The organism is Streptomyces sp. WMMC940 (genome assembly GCF_027460265.1).
GTDB lineage: Bacteria > Actinomycetota > Actinomycetes > Streptomycetales > Streptomycetaceae > Streptomyces.
In genome coordinates, this window is record NZ_JAPZBC010000001.1 from 7464451 (window position 1) to 7485123 (window position 20673).

Genomic DNA, 20673 nt, shown 5'->3' on the forward strand with positions numbered 1-20673 from the left:
TCGCGGAGGCGCGGGCATACGGCACGGGCGAACGAGCGCGAGCCGCGCTCGCGGGCGTACCCGTCGCCACAGCCGCGCCTTCGCGCAGACCCCCCGCACCGACCGTATGACGAGAACGGGACCGATGACCGACGAGATATCCGACCGCCAGGACCGCCCCGTGGTGCTGGAGGAGATCACGGACACGAACTGGCGCGACGTCGCCGATGTGGCCCCCGCCGACGACCAGCGCCGCTTCGTCGCCGCTCTCGGCGCGCGCTACCTGCTGTTGTCCATGCGGGGTGGGGTGTGGAACTCCCTGGCCGTGCGGGCCGGGGACGACGTCGTCGGCCATGTCATGTGGGCCTACGACGACGAGGACGGTACCCACTGGATCGGCGGCATGATCGTCGATGCCGCCGAGCAGGGCCGGGGCGTGGGACGGGCCACGATGCGTGCCCTCATGCGGCGCCTCGCCGCGCAGCCCTCCTGCCGAGAGATCCGTCTCTCCTACCACCCCGACAACGCCTCCGCCGCGCGCCTGTACCAGGCTCTCGGCTTCGCTCCGACCGGCGATTTCGAGGATGAGGAGATCGTCGTGGCCGTGGCTGCCGAGGCCGCCGCCGCTTCCCTGCCCCGCTGACTCGCAGGTCGGACGTGACAACCGGCTTCGCATCTTCGCGTCCAACGTTCGGAGCGCAAGGCGGCCGCGTCATCGGGGAGTCGCTCAGGGGAACGGTTCCTGATGCGGTGTGGTGGAGGTCACGAGGGGAGAGGTTGAACCTGGAGCCGTGTCCAGGATCTAGCGTCGAGTGCATGACCACAGCCATCCTGCCGGGGGTATCCCGGTTCAGCATCGGGGCACTGGCGCGCGCCGGTGGTGTCTCGGTGGATGCCATCCGCTTCTACGAGCGGGAGGGACTTCTCCCGGCTGCGGAGAGGACCGTTGGCGACCACCGCCGATACCCGCCCGAGGCGCTCGACAGGCTCGACTTCATCCGGGTCGGCCAGCGCCTGGGCCTGAGACTGGACGAGATCAAGGAGCTCGCGGATGCCTGCGAGCAGGTCCCGGACTGCCCGGTGACCCACGCCGTCGAGTTGTTGCGCGGTCGTATCGCGGCCGTAGAGCGGCAGATGGAGGAACTCACCGGGCTGCGCGCTCGGCTTGTGCACGTCGTCGAGCGGATGGAGTCCCATCGGGACGGCGGCGATCTCATCGCCGATGTCGTTCTTCCCGTCTCCGGAACGGAGAACGCCCGATGAGCACACCCCTGACGCCCCCGGCCCGTGCGCTCCACCGCGCTGGTCTGATCGGGGCGCTGGTGACCTTCGCGTGTGCGGTCGCCTTCCAGATCCTTTCCGCCGTTCACTCGGATGTGCACCTTCAGCCCACTGACGCGCCACTGTCTCCCGACGCCTTCCTGCGGCCCCTCAACGGCAGTCCGGACGCCGTGTTGTTGTGGATGGCCTTCGACACGCTCTTCGTCGTCGCCTACCTGACCACGTTCGCCGCGGCCAGGGCTCTGACCGTCACCCGCCTGCTCGGTACGTTCAGCCTCGCCGCGATGATCGCGGCCGGCGCCCTGGACATGGTGGAGAACGCCGTGCTCGCCGTCCACGCGGCCCAGGCGTCCGTGATGGAGCCGGTCGCCGCGGCGCCGATGACGACCCTGTATGTGATCGCTCAGCTCAAGACGGCCGCGGCGGCCACCGGCATCGCCTTCCTCGCCCTGGCGCTTCCCTGGCGCACCCGGTTGCTGCGCGCGGCGATCGTGGCGGCGGGCGCCTTCGTGCTGGTCACCGTGGCCGGTGTGGCCCGTCCCGAGCAGGCCGCGCTGGAGGCGTTGCCGATCCTGCTGCTCACGGGGTTGCTGGCGGCTGTCTTCGCCCGGCGGCTAAGGGCGTCAGCCGTGGCTCCTGCCGCCGTGGCCGAGGCGGCGTAACCGTACGGAGACGCCGGGCCGTCCATACCGGGCGGCCCGGCTCGTTCTCCTCTCGGCGTCCGGAAGCGGGACGGTGAGCCATCGGCGCAAGGTCCGGTGGCCATGGACTATCGGGTGGCCGGTCTGGGACAGGCCGCCCTCTCGTGATGGCGGTCAGGAGAGCCGGACGGCCCGGCAGGGGCCGCGTCTGGTCGGGCGCCGAGGGTGAATTCGGCGGACCCGTGAGGCTGCCCGTTGATCTGGAGTTCCACGCGGTGAACGCCCAGGTGGTAGCGGCGAGTGCTGAGCTCTCGGAAGGAATGCCGCCGTACGGCCGACCAACGCTCGCCGGCGGCGAGGCTGCGGGTGGTCAGCTTGAAGACCTTCGGGGTGAGAGTGCCGTTCGCCTTGCGGTGGTGGACGACGTAGTCGATGACGAGGGGAAGGGTGCGGGGGCTCGTGTTGGTGACCTCGTAGCCGAAGACGAGATGCTCTCCGATGTGCACCTCGGGTGTGCGGATCTCGGGGCCGACGACCTGAACGGCGACGTCGGGATCGTGGCCGAGGAGTGCCAGGGCATCGGCGTGGCCGTTCTTGACGAGCGTCCGCAGGCCATGGCGGACCAGGGCCGTCGTGGTGGGCGCCGGATCGGTGAGCCAGCGCGCGGCGGTGGCGACGGCCGTGCTCGGGTGGTCCCGGCTGATGTCGTTGAGATGGTTGGCCACCGAGCGTCTGACGTACTCGCTTGTGTCGCGGTACAACGCGTCCAGGACAGGCAGGGTCGGGGTCGGGTCGGCGACGAGGCGGGTCAGCCGCGCCGCCCACGGCAGCCGGGGCCGGGTGCCTTCGCTCGCCAGCCGGCGCACGTGCTCGTCGGGGTGGCGAGTCCACGCCAGGACCGCCGGCAGCGCCCGGGAGAGGTCGTGGCGGAGGAAGGGGCGTACGGCCATCTCCGCGGTCAGCAGCGGGGTGAGCTCGGCGAGCAGGTCCAGCGCGGGCTCGAACACACCGCGTGTCAGGGCGCGTTCGCCGACCGCGGCGTTCACGGGAAAGGTCATCCAACCGGTGAAGGCGGAGTCGCGCAGAGCCGTGCGGACGACCTCCGCGAAGGCCGGGTAGGCGTCGGGCAGATCGGCGAGAACGGCCTCCTTCACCGCGTCGACCCGCTCGCTGAAGGTCAGGCCCTCCAGGAGCGGTCCGCAGTCGTGGATCGCGGTCGCAGGCGCAGCGCCCGCCGCCGCCATGACGGAGGCGAGCCTGTCGGTGGTGTGTGCGTTGATCAGTTCGTCGGCCGTGGGCACGGCAATCCTCTTCGTAGGGCTCCCGGCGGCGGTCGCGCGCCCTCCGGTGAGGTCGGGGCGTGACCGTGCCTCCTCGGTTACGGCCGGGCGCTGTGCAGTATCTGGGCGTGCCGCATCTCGTGGACCTCGCCGATCAGGCTGAAGAACCCCTCGGCGGCCGGATCCCCGGGCATCTCCTGCGCCGCGCGGGCAGCAGCTTCCGGGGAGGCCCAGAGGATGAAGTCGAGCAGGGAGCCGTCCTCGGAGCGGGCGAGGTGCGCGCCGAGGAAGTCGGACCCGTACCGCTCGCGCAGGAGGGCGATCAGACTGGCGCGGTGGGCGGTCAGCTGCTCGGGGTCGGCGCAGGCGAAGCGGACGTACTCGATGGTCGTGCTCATGGGCGTCCTTCCCTGATTGTCTCACGGAATTGTATCGATGAATCCGTGAGAGAAACCTATCACGGATTCGGGGCCGGGAATCCGTGGGTCCGGTAGGTTGATGACATGTCTCTCAAGAACCTGCGCGAGATGCCGTGGATCGGCGAGCGGCCGGTCCTCGACCTGGCCAACACCGTCGTCGTCGGAGCCGGTCACGCGGGTGGCGACGTCGACCTGCTGGCCGACCCGGAGCTGCTGGCGTCCTGGCGGGAGAAGGCGCTCGACCGGGAACTCGCCGACCTGCCCCCGCAGGATCTGACCGAGCTGCGCGGCCCGGTCAGGGCCGCGCTGGACGCGGCGGCGCGGCAGGCGCCGCTGCCGGGGCCGGCGAGGGCACGGCTCAACGCGCTGGCCGCGCGGGCCCCGGTGACGTTCCAGGTCGACGACGCCGGCCACCTCGCGGAGCGGGAAGCCGGCGGGCCGGTCGCGGCGGCGGTCGCCCGGCAGGCGCTCGTGCTGGTCGCCGGGCCGGAGCAGGCGCGGTTGCGACGCTGCCCAGCGCCGAGCTGCGGGATGTTCTTCCTCGCGCGCAGGCGGGATCAGGCGTGGTGCTCGATCGGCTGCGGCAACAGGGCGCGTGCCGCTCGCCGAGGTGGATAGCGCGGGCTGAGCCCGCGCCGGTGCCCGCCCCGCCGCTTCCTCGGCGAGCCGTACCCGGTTCCGTCAGCCGTCGACGAGTGCGCCGGCGGGCCGCTTCATGTGGTTCGGGGAGCTGGGGTGGGCGTGGATCCGTCCCAGGTAGCCGCTGTCGTGGAGGCGGTGGAGGTCACGCTCCAAGGACGGTGCACCCTCCCCTCGTCCGCCGCCGTGCAGTCGGCGGGGCCGAGGGACGTGCCGTTGCGGCGGGTCACCGCCATCAGCTCCCGCCGCAGCAGGCGGAGGCGGAGCAGCTCGCTCGTGAACTCCCCTGGTCCGCAGCGCGTCCCGCACGCCTTGGAGCACCGCTGTGATCGGCGTCGGCTTGATACGCGGCGACACATGGGTCTCCTTGTTCAGCTGCTCGGCGCGCAGAAGGTCCCCCTTTGGTCGTTGATCACGGATTCGATTGTCAAATGCGTGATCACAGGTCAGGCCTGCGCCGTCGGGGCCGGCGCCGCGGGTCGAGGCTTGGGCGACCGGCCGTGCGAACTCCACCAGGGCCGCGGCGATGCCCTTCGGGTCGGCCGCGCGGAGTTCCGCGAGATGTCGCGCACCTCGCGCCCGTGCCGCGCGGTGGCCTCCGTGGGCAGTTGGTCCTTGCCGCCGGGGAAGTGGTCGTGGACGGCACCGAGGGCCGCCCCGACCTGTGCGAGCACATCGGTCACCCCGGGTGAGTAGCTGGGCAGCCCGAACGCCCGCTCCGGCACCTCGTACGAGGTGCCGGAGCGGGCGGGGTTCATGGGGACCGGGGTGGGTGTGACCGGGTGCGGTTCGGCCGTGCCCGGCCGCGCCCATGGTTACAGAGTGCGGGTCAGGTGGTCGGTGAGCAGCCGGGTGAAGCGGGCGGGGTCGGGCAGGTCGCCGCCTTCGGCGAGCAGCGCGCTGCCGTATGTCAGCTCGGCGATCTCCGCCAGTGCGGGGTCGTCGGCATTGGCGTTGTGCGCTGTGCGCAGGGCGGTGATCAGCGGGTGTGCGGGGTTGAGTTCCAGGATCCTCTTGACGGTGGGCAGTTGCTGTCCCATCGCCCGGTACATCTTCTCCAGGGTCGGGGTCATGTCGTGGGCGTCGCCGACGATGCATGCCGCCGAGGTCGTCAGGCGTGACGACAGGCGGACCTGCTTGACCTGCTTGGACAGGGTGGTGGTCAGCCACGGCAGGAGGGCGGCGTAGTCCTGCTCGCGCTGGGCCCTCTCGGCGTCGGTTTCCTGGTCGCCGTCGGCGGACTCGTCGAGGTCGACCTGGCCCTTGGCGATGGACTGCAGTCGGTGGCCTTCGAAGGCCGGGACCCGATCCACCCACACCTCGTCGATGGGGTCGGTGAGGATCAGGACCTCGTACCCCTTGGCGGCGAAGGCTTCCATGTGCGGGGAGTTCTCCACCATCGCGCGAGTCTCGCCGGTCAGGTAGTAGATGGCGTCCTGGCCGTCTTTCATGCGCTCGACGTACTCGCGGAGGGTGGTGGTCCGCTCCGGGTCGTGAGTGGAGGCGGCCGACACCAGCGCAAGCAGTGCCTCGGTGTTGTCCGTGTCCTCGACCAGGCCTTCCTTCAGCGCCCGGCCGAACTGCGTCCAGAGCTTCGTGTAGCGCTCGGTGTCCTTGGACTGCATGTCCTTGATGGCGCCGAGGACCTTCTTGACCAGGCGCCGGCGCACGCCGCGGATCTGGCGGTCGTGTTGGAGGATCTCGCGGGAAACGTTCAGCGACAGGTCGTGGGCGTCCACGACACCCTTGACGAAGCGCAGGTAGTCGGGCATGAGCGCTTCGCAGTCGTCCATGATGAACACCCGTTTGACGTACAGCTGCACGCCGCGCTTGGTCTCGCGGGCGAACAGGTCGAAGGGTGCCTGCGAGGGGATGAACAGCAGCGCCTCGTACTCGAAGGTGCCTTCGGCGCGCATACGGATCGTCTCGGCCGGGGGTAGCCAGTCGTGGCTGATCTGCTGGTAGAACTCGTTGTACTCGTCCTCGGTCACCTCGGTGCGCGGCCGGGCCCACAGCGCCTTCATCGAGTTGAGCGTGTCGACGTCGAGGGCGGTCTCGCCCTCGGTGTCGGTGCGCTCGGTGGCCATCCGGATGGGCCAGCGGATGAAGTCCGAGTACTGCTTGACTATCTGACGGATCTTCGACTCGGACAGGTAGTCGGCGAGCCCGTCCTCGCTGTCGGCGGGCTTGAGGTGCAGGGTGACCGAGGTGCCCACGGGCAGGCCGTCGACGGCCTGGAGGTCGTAGGTGCCCTCGCCGTCGGACTCCCACTGGGTGCCGGAGTCGGTGCCGGCTCGCCGGGTGCGCAGGGTGACCTTGTCGGCAACCATGAACGCCGAGTAGAAGCCGACGCCGAACTGCCCGATCAGGCTCTCGACGGTGGCGGCGTCCTTGGACTCCTTGATCTTCTCCAGCAGTCCGGCGGTGCCGGACTTGGCGATCGTGCCGATCAGCTCCACGAGATCGTCCCGGCTCATGCCGATCCCGTTGTCACGTACGGTCAGTGTGCGGGCGTCCTTGTCGACTTCCAGCGAGATGTGCAGGTCGGTGGTGTCGATCTTGACGAGGCTGGAGTCGGTCAGCGATTCCAGCCGTAGCTTGTCCAGTGCGTCTGAGGCGTTCGAGATCAGCTCGCGCAGGAAGATGTCCTTGTTCGAATAGATCGAGTGAATCACCAGTCGGAGCAACTGGCGTGTCTCGGCCTGGAATTCCAGCGTCTCGACACTGCTGCCCATGTGGGGCCCTTTCTGTGGGAACGTCATGAACCTATTGGACTCTGGCCGAGACGAAGCGTTGCCCGCCGTCGGCGTGATTCGGGCAGTCCGGATTGCACCCGCATTCCGTGACTCTCTGTGGTGGGAGTCAGGCATCGTCGGCTGCTGTCGCCGTGAGCCGGTCGGCGAGGGTGTCCAGGCATTCGACGAGGTCGGTGTGGTGGGCATCGAGGTAGGGGCGCATGCCGGTCAGAGGGGCGATGAGCTCGGCGGCGTCGGTGGAGCCGAGGGCGGCATGCAGGGCGGCCTGGGCTGAGCTTGCTTCGGGCGCGAGGTGGGCGAGCGAGGTGATCTGTCCGGCGAGGCGGCGCAGGTCGGCCGCGTTGGCGCGGGCCCAGGTGGCGGTGGCGCGTTCGGCGGCCCTGGCCTGGCGGGTGGCCGTCACGCGCTGCTCGCCGGTGGTGCCGACGGCGCCGGGGCGGCCGCGCAGGTATCGGCGTTCGGCGGCCTGGCGGCTGGCGACGCCGAGGGGGCGGGCGAGGTCGGCCCAGCTGGCGCCCGCGGCGCGGGCGGTTTCGATCAGACCGGTCTCCCAGCCGGCGAGCTGCTCGCGCACCTGCCGCAGCAGCACCAGGGAGGCCAGTGCCTGCTCGGGACCGGGGCCGGCGGCGTCGGGCGTCTCGTGCTGGGCATCGCGCAGGGCGTCGTCTATGGCGGCAAGGGCCGCCGCGGCGGCGAGGAAGGACGCCGGGCTGTGGGCGTCGGTGCCGGCCGTGGGCGGCTGGTCGGCTGCGGTCATGGGCACCTCCCCTCGGCTGGTCGTCATGTAGACGACATCATGTTTGTCATCCATCGGATGACATGGTACAACAGTGTCAGTGAAGCGCATTGGCAGCAACCGCCTGACCTGCTGGAGGTGTTCTCACGATGTTGATGCGCACCGACCCCTTCCGTGAGCTGGACCGGCTGGCGCAGCAGATGATGGGCCCGGGCACCTGGTCGAAGCCGTCGGCGATGCCGATGGACGCCTACCGCGAGGGCGACGAGTACGTGGTGGCCTTCGACCTCCCCGGTGTCACCGCGGACGCGATCGACGTCGACGTCGAGCGGAACATGCTCACCGTCAAGGCCGAGCGCCGGTCGGCGGTCAAGGCCGACGACGTGCAGATGGAACTGTCCGAGCGGCCGCTGGGCGTCTTCTCCCGCCAGATCGTGCTCGCCGACACCCTCGACACCGAGCACATCCAGGCCGACTACGACGCGGGCGTGCTCACCCTGCGCATCCCGATCGCCGAGCGCGCCAAGCCTCGCAAGATCTCCATCGGGGTCGGCACCGGCCGCAAGGAGATCTCCGGCTGACACCAACCCGGAGACGGTGCGGAGGACGGGCACCTGATCTCCCCCTCCCCCCGCCCTCCGCACCCCTGTGGACACTCCGAAGAGGAAGGGGCGGCCGATGACCCTGCGACACCAAGCGTTCCTCGACCGCGTGACCGAGCGAGGCGAGTACGCCACTCCGAAGGAAGCCGACCGTGCGGCCCGCGTGGTGCTCGCCCTGCTCGGCGCACACCTGGTCGGCGAGGTCCGCGCCCAGCTCGCGGCACGCCTGCCGGAGAGCTTCGCCCTGATCCTGCTCAACCCGCTGCAGAGCGCCGAGCCGCTGCCCCCGGAGCGGTTCGTCCGCGCGACCGCCGCCTGGATCGAGGGCGCCACCGAGCAGACCGCGACCTGGGACGTCAGCGCCGTGCTGTCCACCGTCGCCGACACGGCAGGCGAGGACCTGATGGAGCAGATCCTGCTCCAGCTCCCCGCCGGCTACGACCTCCTCTTCGGCCGCCCCCAGCCCACCTGACCAAGACCGGGCGGGCCGCACCCGGCAGCCCCATGGCTCCACGACAGGCATGCCCCGTAGTGACCTCCGACGCGGGTTGATCGAAACGGGGAGACGCGGCTTCTCGATCCGAGGTGCGTGCTTCCCCGGCCTGTGTCCTGGAGCTCTTGGATCCGGAGTTCACCGGGATCGGAGCGGCTGGGTGCCGGTGGGATGTGGAGTGGATCCTCACGGCGGCGAGCGGCGCCTCGGCGCCCGCGGAGTCTTGGGGCGCAAGCCCTGCAGCCCAGCGAGTGCTGTCACGATGTCGGGCCCTGTGACTGCATCACCCGTTGCAAGCGCAGGATCTCGCCGTGTGCGGCGGCTGACGGTGTGAGGTCCCGCGACGTCTTGGGCAGATTGACTGCAGGGGATGCCGGATGTCACCGGTAGATGCCGGACAGCCGCTACTTCTTCTTCGGTGGGGTCGGCTACCTGCCGAACGAGCACCCCCGCTGGCCCCTGTACCGGGCCGAGCTGCTCGAGTGCGAGGAAGACCTGGTGCCGGCGGCGGCGGGACTGCCCGCACCGGACCGGGAGCCGGTCAGTGTGCTCTACTCGCCGGGCGTCCCAGTCCGTCTGGGCCGTCCCGCCAGGCCGGCCGGCATCCCTACCCCGTGACCTGCCACCGCCATGGGCGATCCGAGGTCCGCCCGAATGCGAAGGATCTCACGGAGCTTTCGCACGAGCCTCGAGGGCTCTGCGCGTTCGCAGAGTCCTCGAGGGGTGGGCAAGGGGTGGCGCCGGGCATCACCTCCGGTATTCGAAGGCCCCGATGTCACACGCCGGCCCTTGAGGCCGCAGGACGCCGCGCTGGTCTGCGGAGGGGCAGTCGGAGGCGGTGTCGAGGGCGGGGCTGTCGGGCAGCAGTGCCACGGTGTCCGTCGGCCCGCCGTAGTCACCGAGGGGCGCGAGGCGGGGATCACGGCTGGGGAGATCACCTTCGGCCGTGAGGTGACAGCTGTTTCCGCTGTCGAGGTTGTTGCCCCGTGACTCGATGGTGGCGAAGACGTTCTTGCAGTCGCTGGTGGCCTGGCCGATGGTGTTCTTGGCGATGATGGTGTTCTGCAGGGCGAGGTGACCCAGCGGCAGATTGATGGGGTCGGTGATGGGCCCTGGCAGGCTGTCCAGGTAGGCGGGGGCAATGTTGATCCCGCCGCCGCCGTCGGTGGCGGTGTTGCCGGTGATCGTGGAGTTGCGGATGTCCACCAGGCCGCGGCCGCGTATGTCGATGCCGCCGCCGTATCCGGACAGGCTGCCCGGCCGGTCCCAGTCGTCGGTCACACGGTTGTCGGCAATCGTGGAGTTGACCACGGTACCGGTGTCGTCGAACCGGATGCCTCCGGCCTCACCCGCTGTGTTGCGGCTGACGGTGCTCTCGATCAGCGTCAGGTGGGAGCCTGGGATGTTGAAGATGCCTCCTCCGTAGCCGGCGCGGTTCCCCGTCACGGTCACCCGGCGCAGCGTCATCTTCTTGCTGTTGGCGATGCCGCCTCCGCCGGGGTCGGTGATGGGTACTTCCCGCTGCTTGGCGTCTCCTCCCGTGATGGTGAGGTCGGACAGCGAGGTGTCGGCACCCATGCGGAAGACCCGATCGACGTGGTTGGCGTCGATGATGGTCTTCCTCGCCCCGGCTCCCAGGATGGTGGTCGGCTCGAGGATGTTCAGATCGCCTGTGGTCGGGTCGGCGGTGCGCCCGTTGAGGTGGTCGGGATTGGGGGGAATGGTCAGCCGGTATCGGGCGGCGGGTAGCTCGATCGTGCTGCCGGGCCGGGCGTTTGCGGCCATGACCGCGGCGCGCAGGGTGCAGGTTCCGGTGGCGGTGCGGCAGATCCCGTCGGACGCGTCGGCATCCACGGCGTCTTCGGCGGAGTCGACCGTGAAGGTCGCGGGCGCGGAGACTGCTTGCGCAGGGGACGGGGGAGCGGCCACGGTTCCCGCGAGGGCCGCCAGCAGGACGGTCAACGCCGAGGGGGCAGTCGATCTTCTCATGGGGGTGGTCTCCTACTTCCTCGCTAGGTGACGCAAGATCAGAAACACTTGTGTATATAACGTGTACCAAACTGTTCCTCACCTATGAAAGATTCATTCCGGCCGCTGCTGCAGCCGAGTCTGACCGACCTACCGCGCGGGCCGCACGGGCTTGCGCGGGAGCTCGTAGCGGGCTCGCAGCGCCAGCGGCTGCTCTACGCGATGACGGTCGTAGTCGCTGAGAAGGGCTATGTCGCCGCGACCGTCGCCGATGTGACGGCACGGGCGGGCGTGTCGCGCAAGACGTTCTACGAGCTGTTCGCGGACAAGGAAGAGTGTTTTGTCGCAGCGGCGGACAAGGGCCGTGAGCTGACCGTCAAGCGGCTTGAGGCGTCGTTCGCACGCTCATCGGCGCAGTCGCTCACTCCGGTGGCGACGTTTCGTGCCTCTGTCCGCGCCTATCTCGGGCTGATCGCCGAAGAGCCGGAATTCGCCACAGCGTTCTTCCTGGAGACGGCGGCGGCCGGCGGCCGAGCGCGGGAGCACCAGGACTCCTGCCGCTCCTGGTTCGCCCAGACGATGCGCGCCTGGCACGCGAAGATTCCCGGCCGCCGCCGTGTCCCCCCTGAGACCTACATGGCCGCCGCAGACGCCACACACGAAGCTGTCTGCCGCTGTCTGCGCCAAGGGCGCATCGGTGAGGTCCCTGCCCTGGAGGACACGGTGCTGTACATCTGTCTCGCCCTGCTGGGCGTGGCCCATCCGGTGGCGGACGCCGAAGAGGGTGGGCCGGGAGAGATGTGAGGACCGGGCCGGGCACGGTCCGCTCAGCACCACCCAGCGCCACCTCCACCCGGACCGCACTCGATCGAACGCCGTCAGGCGAGGTCCCGCACCACCACCCCGAACCCTCAACGCGGCCAGACCGTCCCCCCGAGGCCACAGCCAGTCCGCCGCACCGCCCCACTCACGCTGCACTGCAACAGCGCGCCGCCCTGGCCGACCACGCCACCGGGCCGGCCGTCCGCAAGGCGCACCGGGTGTACACCGCCCGCATCGCCGCCGTGGATCCGCCACTGCCACCAGGCAACTGACCCTCGGAGACGAAGTACTTGTCCAGGTGCCGCGGGCGCCGCCACCATCGACCGGATCAAGACCCCGATCGGCATCCCCGAGATCACCGGCAGGGAACCCGCCACGATCGCCGTGAGTGTCATCGCCGACCTGATGCGGAGCTTCACTTCCGGATGACAACCCCGCCGGGCTCACTCCGCGGGACCATGTTCGTCTTCCGGGGGGAACCATGAGCCGTGAGTCCGTGCGCGCAGGCCGCACCAAGGCCATTTCCGTCGTCGAGCCGCCCCACGGGCGGCAGACCGGCATCCCCGAGCCCGTGAGCTGCTTCACCGGCTGAGAGCCCAAGCCCGGCCCGCCCCTCGCGGCGAGGGCGCCCCGCGGCATGCCACCGCGCGAAGGCGTGAGGACTCTCGTACGCGGACCCGCGCCTTCCCACACCCCTGCCCGTACCGGTGTCACCACGCGACAACTCCCTCATCGTCGCCTCCCGATCTGCCTCGCCCGCATCCACGTCGGACATCCCAGAAAGAAGAGAACGGACCCCATGAAGTTCCACAGACGCCGCTCAGCCCTGGCAGTCGGTGCCGCCGTGACCGCCCTCATGGCCTGCACGGGCACCGCTCAGGCGTGCCCCTCCGCGCCCACGCCCGCCGCCACCGCCGGCGGCATGGACACGCGGCTCCAGGTGAAGTACGGCAGCAAGTGCCTCACGATCGCGAACGGAAGTCTGCGCAACGGGGCCCACGTCGTCGAGGGCACCTGCGACAGCACCGCACTCCACCAGGTCTTCACGCTGAGGGTCGGGGAGGCGTCGGGCTGGGAGCTGGTCGCCGCCCACAGCGGCCGATGCCTCACCTACCGCCCTTCCGGAAGGGTCGGCGTCGTACAGGACTGGTGCAACGGCTCCACCGCTCAGCGCTGGACGACGCAGTTCCTGGACGGCGCCGAGAAGAACCGTCTGCAGCTGCGTCCGGTCGACGCCCCCAACGAGTGTCTGTCCATGGGAGGTACCCCCGCAGGGCAGGAACCGACCGCCTACGTCGTGGCCTGCTTCGACAACCTGCCCAGCCAGGAATGGCGTCTCGCCTTCATCAACTGACCACTCCCGCTTGCTCATCTCGCTAGGCACCTGAACGCATTGTGTCGCCGGCCCATGGAGACGGAGGGGTTTCGACATCAGCATGAACACCAATCACGGGGCTGCTCCCCGAATGCGGTGGACCGTCTCCCGCGGGCTCGTCACCGCGACCGCGCTGGCCGCCGTGACCGCGCGGTGACGCCGAGTACGGCCATGGCCGAAAGCCCCGCCGCGACGCGGGACATGGTGGCCCGCGCGGCCGGCATCGGCACGACCGACACGCAGCGGGTGGAGGCCGCGGCCGTGGTCCGGCTGGACCCGACGGCGGACGTGCTCCTGCTCAGCGACTACGACTTCGTGCACGCGCTGTGGCAGAAGGCCCGGGACGCGGGCGAGAAGCTCGACGCGGTACGGACGGCGGCCGAGCAGGCCATGGCCGGTACGGCGGCCGAGGACCACGTGCGGTTCATCGTCACCGGCGTCCATGAGGCGTACCGGCTCGATCAGCAGCGCGAGCGGGACAAGGCCGAGGCGGAGCGTGTCGCACAGCTCGCCAGGTCGCGGGTGCTGCTGGCCATCGGCATCCCCGGCAACCCCGACCTGCTCGCGCTGACGGACGACAACTTCATCCGCGCGGTCGCCAGGCACCCCGCATCCGGTCCCGAAGTGCGGGCCGCCGCGCTGAAGGCACTGGTCGGGGAGGCGGCGGACTGGCGGGAGTTCATCGTCAACGGTGCCCGCGAGGCGCACGGGCGGGACGTGGCCAAGGAGCTCGAGGAACTGGAGGAGCAGAACCGCAAGGAGGCCGAGCGCCCCAAGGAGCTGGCCGCCCGCAACAACACTGCGGCCCTGTTCCGGCTCACACCCTCCCCGGCCATGCTCACGCTGAGCGACGACAACTTCATCCGCGAACTCCTCCGCCTGGCCCCGGCCGACCTCAAGGGGTCCGAACTGTCGCGGCCGCGCAGCGCGCGGTCCTGAGCTCCAACGCCGTGGACTGGAAGACGTTCATCCACGACGGCGCCGACGCCGCGTACAAGCGGGACGACGAGAACCGCCGCAAGAAGCTCGCGGAGGCCAATCGCAAGCTCGCCTGCAGATCCAGGCCGCCGCCGCGAACAGCGGAGTGAACCCCCACCTGGTCGCCGCCGCGAAGAAGGTGCTCGCCGGGACCGACGACGCCGCCGTGGCGGAGTTCCTCAAGGAGGACACCCAGTACCGGCTCAAACGCCAGTCGCTCCAGGCAGGGGACAAGAAGCTCACGGGCTGGTTCGCCCGTCAGTCCAGCCCGGACGGCGGCGAGGGCTTCATAGGCCCCCTGGACACCAAGAGCAGGCAGTCCGATCGCGAGGACGCCACCTGGGTCATCGTGCCCTCCCTCGCGGGCATGCCGGGCTGCTACTCCTTCGAGTTGGTCAGCAAGCCGGGCCACTACCTGAAGGGCGACAAGCCGTCGCTGCGCGTACGGATCGCCGCCGACGACCGCAGCGCGGCCTTCAGACAGAGCGCGACCTGGTGCGCGACCAAGGGCCAGAACGGCTCGGGTACGTCCTTCAAGTGGGCCGTCGGACCTGAGGAGCGCTCGCTGCGCCACATGGCCGGCGAACTCTACGTGGCGCAGCACCACACCACCGACGACGCCCGACAGGCCTCCAGTTGGCAGATCACAGCCCCTCGCTCCCTGAGCTGGAAGTGCGCGGCCCGCTGGGGGACCAACCAACAGGGCCCCGCGGTGTCCGGCCGTGATGAATCTCGAAGTCCAACGCATCCCCTGAGCTGGGGTGTTGCGACGTCCACTGGAACGGAAGCCCGAGGGGGCCGGTCGGCGGGTCAGAGGCGTATCGAAGGTTCCCCAGCCGCTGCTCAGCGAGGCGCGACTCACACGGATGTCCCCAAGAGCCTGGGCAACAACCCGACACCTCACGAAGCCCAGTCGCAGGACCGACGCTGTTGTGTGGGGTGGTGCCGATGTCGATGCGGCTGAAGGGTTCGGGGGAGATTCCGGCGGAGACGGTACGGGTGGCCCGGGCCGCGTTCCCGAAGGGAAGCCCGGCGATCAGGGTCCCGGACGAGTTGGGGCCGACGTGCCGCGATGAAGGACTTCCCGATCTGCTCGCCTCCCGGGGGCGGCAGCCTTGGTTCCTGCCGCGGTCCGGAGATGCATTCGGGAGCGCGCACTGGGGTGCCACCTCGCCCTGTGACAACCGCGCAACCTTCCGGGCCGCACCGGAGTCTGAAGGGGAAATACGGTCGTCGCAAGGAGGATGCCGGTGGACGAGGTCCTGGTGAAGGCAGTGAAGTGGGCTGCCCGCAGGGTGGCACTCGCACTCGACTACCTCAACCTGCGCGCTGGATTCGAGCAGTCGCGACGCGACGTTCGAAGGAGCCGGCGCTAGTTGTTCCGCCCGGAGGGCCAGGTCAGCGACTCAGCGCACCTTCGGTGCGCGCCGGGGGCGTGGTAAATGCCGTGGCGCGCACCGGAGGTGCTTCTGTCCGCCCTGACGTGAGCTGAGGCCGGTCCGGGAGGCTGAAGGGGTTCGTTCCGGCCGAAACCGAGGCTTCTGTGATGCCGGTGAGCTCGCAGGTCAGCATGGTACCGAGGGCCGTCCACGGGGAGTGTTGCTGTGAGCACGCGCGTCAGAATTCCTGATCCACCCTGGCCCTCCCGGAACGGCGAGTCGCCCGGCCATCCGGTGAGGGAGGGAGCAAGGCCGTGGACGTGCTGCACGAACGCTGTGCCGGCCTGGACATCAGCAAGAAGGACGCCAAGGTGTGCGTCCGCACTCCGAGCACGAAGCGGCGGGGAACGTTCACCGCCCAGACCACGACCTGGGGTTCGACGACGAACTCCGTACTCGCCCTGCGGGAGCATCTGCTCGCCGCCGAGGTCACCCTCGTCGTGATCGAGGCGACCTCGGACTACTGGAAGCCCTTCTATTACCTGCTGGCGCCCACGGCCTGGTACGGCCCTCGTTCGTGCCACCCGCACCGGTGCGCGAGCTGCGGGATCTGACCCGGGCGCGCACCCAGATGACCCGCGAGCGCGGGCAGATCGTCCAGCGTCTGGAGAAGCTGCTGGAGGACACCGGGATCAAGCTTGCCGCGGTCGCCTCCGACATCATGGGCGTCTCCGGGCGGGCCATGCTGGAGGCCTTCATCGCGGGTGAGCGCGACCCACAGGTACTGGCGGACCTGGCCAAACGCAAGCTCCGCAACAAGATCCCCGAACTCACCGAAGCCCTGACCGGCCGCTTCCGCGCCCACCACGTCTTCCTCACCCGGCTGCACCTGGACCACTACGACCAGCTCACCAGCGCCATCGGTCAGCTGGACGAGCGGATCGAGGAGGCGATGGCTCCCATTCGAGGCGCCCTTGAGCTGCTGGACACCATCCCCGGCATCAACCAGGCCGTCGCCGAAGTGATCATCGCGGAGACCGGGGGCGACATGACCCGGTTCGCCTCCGCCAAGCATCTCGCCTCCTGGGCCGGCGTGTGCCCCGGCCACCACGAGTCCGCCGGCCGCACCAAGAACACCAAGGTCCGGCCGGGCAACCCGTATCTCAAGGGCGCCCTCGGACTCGCTGCCTTCGGCGCCGCGAGAACCAAGGACACCTACCTGCAGGCCCGCTACAAACGGCTGACCGCCCGCCGCGGACCGATGAAGGCCCTGGTCGCCGTCGAACACTCGATCATCACCGCGATCTGGCACATGCTCACCGACCACGTCCCCTACCACGAACTCGGCGGCACCTACTTCGCCCAACGCGACCCCGAACGCGCCACCCGACGCGCGATGGACCGATGAAGGCCCTGGTCGCCGTCGAACACTCGATCATCACCGCGATCTGGCACATGCTCACCGACCACGTCCCCTACCACGAACTCGGCGGCACCTACTTCGCCCAACGCGACCCCGAACGCGCCACCCGACGCGCGATCACCGCGCTCAACCAACTCGGCTACACCGTCACCCTCAACCCGATCGAAGGCGCGGCCTGACCGGTCACAGACCAAATGCCCGGCGGTCTCGACGGCCACCGGGCATCCAACCCTGCCCAAACAGACCCTGACCTGGACCTATTTACGCGTCAGAACCACTCGTTGAGGCCTGCGACCAGCACCGTCGCTTCGTAGCGGACGGCGAGTCTGTCGTATCCGGTAGCGACGGCACGGTGGCGCTTGAGCCGGTTGATTCCGCACTCGACTGCGTGCCGCTGCTTGTCGTCGGTCTCTGTCGGACTTCGGCGGTCGGCCGCCCCGTGATCCGTTTGAGGCGGTTGCGGACCCGGTCCGCAGGCACCGGAATCGTGGCCTTGACCTCGCGTCTACGTAATGGTGGAGTCGGGTATTGGAACTCTCTGAATGCCTCCCGTCCTCGGGGCTCCGCGTGGGTCCCCGGCGTGCTGCGGACCTGTAGTCAGGTCAGGTCGGTACGAGGGTCGATAGCCCAGTGGTTGGTTTGCAGGACTCGACCGGCGAAGGGCACGTCTTGCTTGCCCAGGAATCGGAAGCCGAGGGCTCGGCAGATGCCGTTGGACGGGGCGTTGGTTGTTGCCGGAAATGCGTGTATCAACCCCCACCGGCCGTCGTCGCGGGCCAGCTCAAGCAGCGTGCGGACGCCCTGCTTCGCGAGTCCCCGTCCCTGGTACTCCGGCAGCACCATCCAGCCGATCTCGGAGATGCGCTCGCCGTCTGCGTCGTGGGGCCACAACGTCACGGTTCCCGCGACCACGTCCAGCTCGGCCTCACCGGGCACGATCATCTTTGTCCAGTCGGTGTCCGCTGCCACCCGTTGAACATCACGCTGGACCTTCGCCTCCATGTCCTCGCAAGGCAGCGGCCCGCCCAGCTCGGCCATCATGACCGGGTCGCATCGCATCCGGACGTAGGCGTCGACGTCGCCGTACTCAACATCACGTAGCAGCATCTGTGTTGCTCCCTTGCCTTTGGATTCAGACGTCATGATGGCGGCGGCTGACCTCGGCCGCGTAGGCGCCCCAGTCCCCGGCGGCGGCTCGCTGCCATTTGACGGCGACGGTGATGTCGATGCCGAGGGTGCGGGCGAGGACGGCGGCGGGCAGCTCGGTGGCGAGCTGGAACAGCGCGGTCGAGCGGGCTTCCGCGAGCCGGATGCCGAGTTTGCGGAGTCGTTCGCCCATGGCCCAGGCACTGATCGGACGGCCGGGCTGACCGCCGGGAAAGAGCCAGGGTGACTCTGTCCGGCCGAGGACAGCATGGCTGCGGCGAACCGCGACCTGTTGCAGGGCCAGGTCAGCGACGGGTGCGGGAAGCTCGAGCGGGACGGCGCCGAGGCGGATACGGACGGCTCCGTCCGTCTCCTCAATGTGGTCGATGGTGAGGCGGGAGATCGCCGCGGGCCACTGGGCATAGAGGAGCAACAGCAGTCCGGCCAGGCGGTCCTCGGGCTTGACGGTGTCGTCGTGCAGCAGGCGACGGGCGGTGTCCCAGCGGGCCTCGTCGTCCATGGCCTGGGAGGGGCCGTTCCATCGCTCGGCCGGGAAGCTGAGATCGCGGGCGATCTTCTGGGAAAGGGCCCAGCGCACAAAGTGGCCTGCCTCCCGGCGGTGACGGATATCGTCGCTGGTCATCCAGCGTTCGAGGTCGACCTGACGGCAGGTGGCAATGCTCAAATTCTGGTCTTCGAGCCAGTCCAGGAGATGGACGGCCGCTCGCAGATGTTGCCGTGCGCCCGCGAGTTGGTAGTGCGTGATCTCCTTGCCGCGGCTGCGTCGGCGAAGCCGGCGCAGGAGGTGCCACGTCGCGTACCGATGCAGGATTTTCCGTCCCTCGGCAATCGCGTGGGAGGCGATGAGGTTCTCCACGTGCCGTTCGAGACGGACCATCTGCTCGTCCCGCGGAGGCAGGGTTCCGGTGGCGACGAGGACGCTGCGGATGTGCTCGACGACCTTGCCTTCAGGAAGCTCGTCCAGGGCCTCATGGGTGAAAGGCCGGCGGCCGGAACCGAGATCGGACAGGACGGTGGCGACGATGCCCTTGGAGAGCCAGCGCATCGCGGTGCCGGCTCGTTCGGTGTCGGCCAGGGCGTCGTGAAGGGACTGGAGCTTCGGGTTTATGGAACCCGTGTCATCGGCGAGGAGTTCGTGGAGCCGCTGCTTGAGGCTGCAGCGGGGGCACGGGCCCGGCGCGTGCAGCCGTTCGGCTTGTCCGCAGGTGGGACAGGGGCGCCAGAGCTCGGCATCCGGCGTGGTGCAGGGGCCGCAGACGGGGGCGTCCGCAGTGCCGGCGTGAATGCCGCGCATTCGTCCGCAGACGGTGCAGTGAGCTTGGCGCCTGTCACAGCCGCCGCAGCGGGGCAAGCCGGTGAGCTTCGAGAGCATGCAGGGTGCAGTGCGGCCGCAGATCGAGCAAAGCAGGATGGGCAGGGGACGGCAGTTCGGGCAGATCGGCCCGTCCGCGGTGCGGTTGCTGACCATGCGTGACTCGCCGCAGACGATGCAGGTCTCCAGGTTCGCCGGGTCCTTGACCAGGCAGCTCGGACACAGCGGTCGCCCCTCGGCGTCGCGGGTAGCCGGCTCGCGCCGAGCACCGCAGCGTACGCATTCTTCGAAGCGGGACTTGGCGATGCAGTTGCGGCAGACCCGCTGCCCGTCGAGCGGCTTGTCGATGCGGACCACCCGGTGGCAGCGAGGGCAGGCGGGCCGGACGATCCCGGCGACGCCGGCCTCGACCAGCAGGTCGATGAACCGCAGGATGGCGCGATGCGGCGCCAGGAATCCCTCCCCGGTCAGCAGACGAGGGTTCTCCTCCAGAGCCCAGACCAGTCTCTGCCGGTAGGTGGGACGGCTGGGTGCCGTGCGGCGAAGGGCTTCGGCGATCACATCGCGGTCGGCGCCCGGGCCGATCGCGGTGATCAGTTCGTGGACGACCGCGGCAGGATCACGGTCATCGTTGTCGGGACACATCGAACAGCGCGGCAGGCCCCTGCGGTCCCGGAAGCTGACGCGTCGGACGTTTCCGCAGGCGGTGCACTCGGCTCTCTCCTGCCCGCAGACCGAGCAGTACCAGTCCTGGCCCTTGCGCTGGAGAGTTCGCAGCTTCTTGCCGCACTCCGCGCAGACCGGTGCCGCGATCGCCAAGGCGCCGGCCTTGCGGAGCTCGATGAGCAGATCACCGATCGCCCGGGGTGCTGGGGACCGGCCGTCGGTCAGGAGCGCGGGTCGCATCGCCAGGGCCTTGGCCAGGCTCCGCGACTTCGCGCGGCCGCCCGCGACCGCGGTGACCACGGCCCGGATCCTCTCGGCGTCGAGTTCCTTCTCGACATCGGTGACGAGGTCTGTGATCAGGCCGATCGGGTCCGCGACGGCGCGATCAAGCTGGTCAGCCGTGGTCAAGGCCGGTCAACTCCTCTGATCCGAGCACGCTTCGGGCGCAGTCCGCCGAGTCCCTCTGCGTCGGGTGCCGAGCCGCCGGCGGCTGCCTTCTTCGGCTTCTTCACGGCCCCGGCCGCCGCGATGGGCTCGATGAGGTCGCCCATGGTGCAGTCGAGGATGTCGAGCAGGGCCATGAGGATTCTCAGGCTCAGTCGCTCCGGCCGCTCGACGACGAGCCGGTAGACCTGGCTCGTGGACAGCGTGATGCCGCGTTCGGCGAGCGGAGGAAGGAGGTCGGTGGTGGAGAACATCCCGCGGTCGGCCATGACCTTGCGCAGGTGCCAGTGGTAGTCGAGCTTGGCGGCCATCG

Annotated in this window: 22 protein-coding genes and 5 pseudogenes; 17 read left to right on the forward strand and 10 right to left on the reverse strand. The window is 69.4% G+C overall.

Translation table 11 applies throughout. The annotated features are described in order from the left end of the window. Positions 1-124: 124 nt before the first annotated feature. From O7595_RS32765 to O7595_RS32775, 3 genes are all read left to right on the forward strand, one after another. Positions 125-622, forward strand: a complete 498-nt coding sequence (locus O7595_RS32765; RefSeq protein ID WP_269732212.1) for a GNAT family N-acetyltransferase — start codon at positions 125-127, stop codon at positions 620-622. A 173-nt stretch (positions 623-795) separates the two neighbouring features. Further along, on the forward strand, positions 796-1242 hold the full coding sequence (locus tag O7595_RS32770; RefSeq protein WP_269732213.1) for a MerR family transcriptional regulator: 447 nt from the start codon (positions 796-798) through the stop codon (positions 1240-1242). Beyond that, positions 1239-1922 (forward strand): hypothetical protein, encoded by a 684-nt coding sequence (locus O7595_RS32775; RefSeq protein WP_269732214.1) that lies wholly within the window; start codon positions 1239-1241, stop codon positions 1920-1922. The genes O7595_RS32770 and O7595_RS32775 overlap by 4 nt, the downstream gene beginning before the upstream one ends. A 107-nt stretch (positions 1923-2029) precedes the next feature. Here the strand turns inward: O7595_RS32775 and O7595_RS32780 are convergent, their stop codons facing one another. Further along, on the reverse strand, positions 2030-3202 hold the full coding sequence (locus tag O7595_RS32780; protein WP_269732215.1) for a DNA alkylation repair protein: 1173 nt from the start codon (positions 3200-3202) through the stop codon (positions 2030-2032). A gap of 77 nt (positions 3203-3279) precedes the next feature. Continuing rightward, a complete protein-coding gene (locus O7595_RS32785) occupies positions 3280-3579 on the reverse strand; it encodes a hypothetical protein (protein ID WP_269732216.1) in 300 nt (99 codons plus the stop codon). 105 nt (positions 3580-3684) lie between these two features. Here O7595_RS32785 and O7595_RS32790 point away from each other — a divergent pair, with 105 nt between their 5' ends. Continuing rightward, a complete protein-coding gene (locus O7595_RS32790) occupies positions 3685-4218 on the forward strand; it encodes an ABATE domain-containing protein (RefSeq protein WP_269732217.1) in 534 nt (177 codons plus the stop codon). A 467-nt stretch (positions 4219-4685) separates the two neighbouring features. On the opposite strand, the gene O7595_RS32795 is transcribed toward O7595_RS32790, so the two are convergent. The 3 genes from O7595_RS32795 to O7595_RS32805 form a co-directional block, all read right to left on the reverse strand. After that, the gene (locus O7595_RS32795) at positions 4686-4997 is read right to left on the reverse strand and encodes a hypothetical protein (protein WP_269732218.1); all 312 of its coding nucleotides are present in this window, start codon (positions 4995-4997) and stop codon (positions 4686-4688) included. Between the two features lie 57 nt (positions 4998-5054). Continuing rightward, positions 5055-6974: a molecular chaperone HtpG gene (htpG, locus tag O7595_RS32800; RefSeq protein WP_269732705.1), complete on the reverse strand. Its 1920-nt coding sequence runs from the start codon at positions 6972-6974 to the stop codon at positions 5055-5057. A 127-nt stretch (positions 6975-7101) separates the two neighbouring features. Beyond that, a complete protein-coding gene (locus O7595_RS32805) occupies positions 7102-7752 on the reverse strand; it encodes a type III effector protein (protein WP_269732706.1) in 651 nt (216 codons plus the stop codon). 128 nt (positions 7753-7880) lie between these two features. Between O7595_RS32805 and O7595_RS32810 the strand changes: the two genes are divergently transcribed. The 3 genes and pseudogenes from O7595_RS32810 to O7595_RS32820 all read left to right on the forward strand — a co-directional run. Continuing rightward, positions 7881-8312: an Hsp20/alpha crystallin family protein gene (locus O7595_RS32810; RefSeq protein WP_269732219.1), complete on the forward strand. Its 432-nt coding sequence runs from the start codon at positions 7881-7883 to the stop codon at positions 8310-8312. 97 nt (positions 8313-8409) lie between these two features. Continuing rightward, positions 8410-8805, forward strand: coding sequence for a DUF2267 domain-containing protein (locus O7595_RS32815; RefSeq protein WP_269732220.1), 396 nt, complete (start codon positions 8410-8412; stop codon positions 8803-8805). 432 nt (positions 8806-9237) lie between these two features. Continuing rightward, positions 9238-9444 (forward strand): annotated as a pseudogene (locus tag O7595_RS32820) (DUF2071 domain-containing protein); the annotation flags it as partial. A gap of 129 nt (positions 9445-9573) precedes the next feature. Here O7595_RS32820 and O7595_RS32825 read toward each other — a convergent pair. After that, entirely contained in the window at positions 9574-10815 is a 1242-nt protein-coding gene (locus O7595_RS32825) for a right-handed parallel beta-helix repeat-containing protein (protein ID WP_269732221.1), read from the reverse strand. An 84-nt stretch (positions 10816-10899) separates the two neighbouring features. Here O7595_RS32825 and O7595_RS32830 point away from each other — a divergent pair, with 84 nt between their 5' ends. From O7595_RS32830 to O7595_RS32870, 10 genes and pseudogenes are all read left to right on the forward strand, one after another. Continuing rightward, positions 10900-11598, forward strand: a complete 699-nt coding sequence (locus O7595_RS32830) for a TetR/AcrR family transcriptional regulator (RefSeq protein ID WP_269732222.1) — start codon at positions 10900-10902, stop codon at positions 11596-11598. Positions 11599-11928: 330 nt separating this feature from the next. Continuing rightward, positions 11929-12045 (forward strand): annotated as a pseudogene (locus tag O7595_RS32835) (xanthine dehydrogenase accessory protein XdhC); the annotation flags it as partial. A gap of 370 nt (positions 12046-12415) precedes the next feature. Beyond that, complete coding sequence (locus O7595_RS32840; RefSeq protein ID WP_269732223.1) at positions 12416-12970, forward strand: RICIN domain-containing protein; 555 nt, start codon at positions 12416-12418, stop codon at positions 12968-12970. 192 nt (positions 12971-13162) lie between these two features. Continuing rightward, positions 13163-13930, forward strand: coding sequence for a hypothetical protein (locus tag O7595_RS32845; RefSeq protein ID WP_269732224.1), 768 nt, complete (start codon positions 13163-13165; stop codon positions 13928-13930). Positions 13931-13941: 11 nt separating this feature from the next. After that, entirely contained in the window at positions 13942-14079 is a 138-nt protein-coding gene (locus O7595_RS32850) for a hypothetical protein (RefSeq protein WP_269732225.1), read from the forward strand. After that, positions 14076-14933, forward strand: coding sequence for an AbfB domain-containing protein (locus O7595_RS32855; RefSeq protein ID WP_269732226.1), 858 nt, complete (start codon positions 14076-14078; stop codon positions 14931-14933). Before O7595_RS32850 ends, O7595_RS32855 begins: the two co-directional genes overlap by 4 nt. After that, positions 14918-15088, forward strand: a pseudogene (locus tag O7595_RS34000) (IS5/IS1182 family transposase); the annotation flags it as partial. The gene O7595_RS32855 and the pseudogene O7595_RS34000, both read left to right, overlap by 16 nt. Before the next feature lie 131 nt (positions 15089-15219). Then, complete coding sequence (locus O7595_RS32860) at positions 15220-15345, forward strand: hypothetical protein (protein WP_269732725.1); 126 nt, start codon at positions 15220-15222, stop codon at positions 15343-15345. Between the two features lie 317 nt (positions 15346-15662). Beyond that, positions 15663-16756, forward strand: a pseudogene (locus O7595_RS32865) (IS110 family transposase). Then, positions 16753-16950, forward strand: coding sequence for a hypothetical protein (locus O7595_RS32870; RefSeq protein WP_269732227.1), 198 nt, complete (start codon positions 16753-16755; stop codon positions 16948-16950). The pseudogene O7595_RS32865 and the gene O7595_RS32870 overlap by 4 nt, the downstream one beginning before the upstream one ends. Before the next feature lie 89 nt (positions 16951-17039). Here O7595_RS32870 and O7595_RS34005 read toward each other — a convergent pair. The 4 genes and pseudogenes from O7595_RS34005 to O7595_RS32885 all read right to left on the reverse strand — a co-directional run. Then, positions 17040-17284 (reverse strand): annotated as a pseudogene (locus tag O7595_RS34005) (IS5 family transposase); the annotation flags it as partial. Between the two features lie 84 nt (positions 17285-17368). Continuing rightward, the gene (locus tag O7595_RS32875; protein ID WP_269732707.1) at positions 17369-17878 is read right to left on the reverse strand and encodes a GNAT family N-acetyltransferase; all 510 of its coding nucleotides are present in this window, start codon (positions 17876-17878) and stop codon (positions 17369-17371) included. Between the two features lie 25 nt (positions 17879-17903). After that, positions 17904-20324, reverse strand: coding sequence for a site-specific integrase (locus O7595_RS32880; protein WP_269732228.1), 2421 nt, complete (start codon positions 20322-20324; stop codon positions 17904-17906). Then, the gene (locus tag O7595_RS32885) at positions 20321-20671 is read right to left on the reverse strand and encodes a helix-turn-helix domain-containing protein (protein WP_269732229.1); all 351 of its coding nucleotides are present in this window, start codon (positions 20669-20671) and stop codon (positions 20321-20323) included. Before O7595_RS32885 ends, O7595_RS32880 begins: the two co-directional genes overlap by 4 nt. Positions 20672-20673 lie beyond the last annotated feature (2 nt).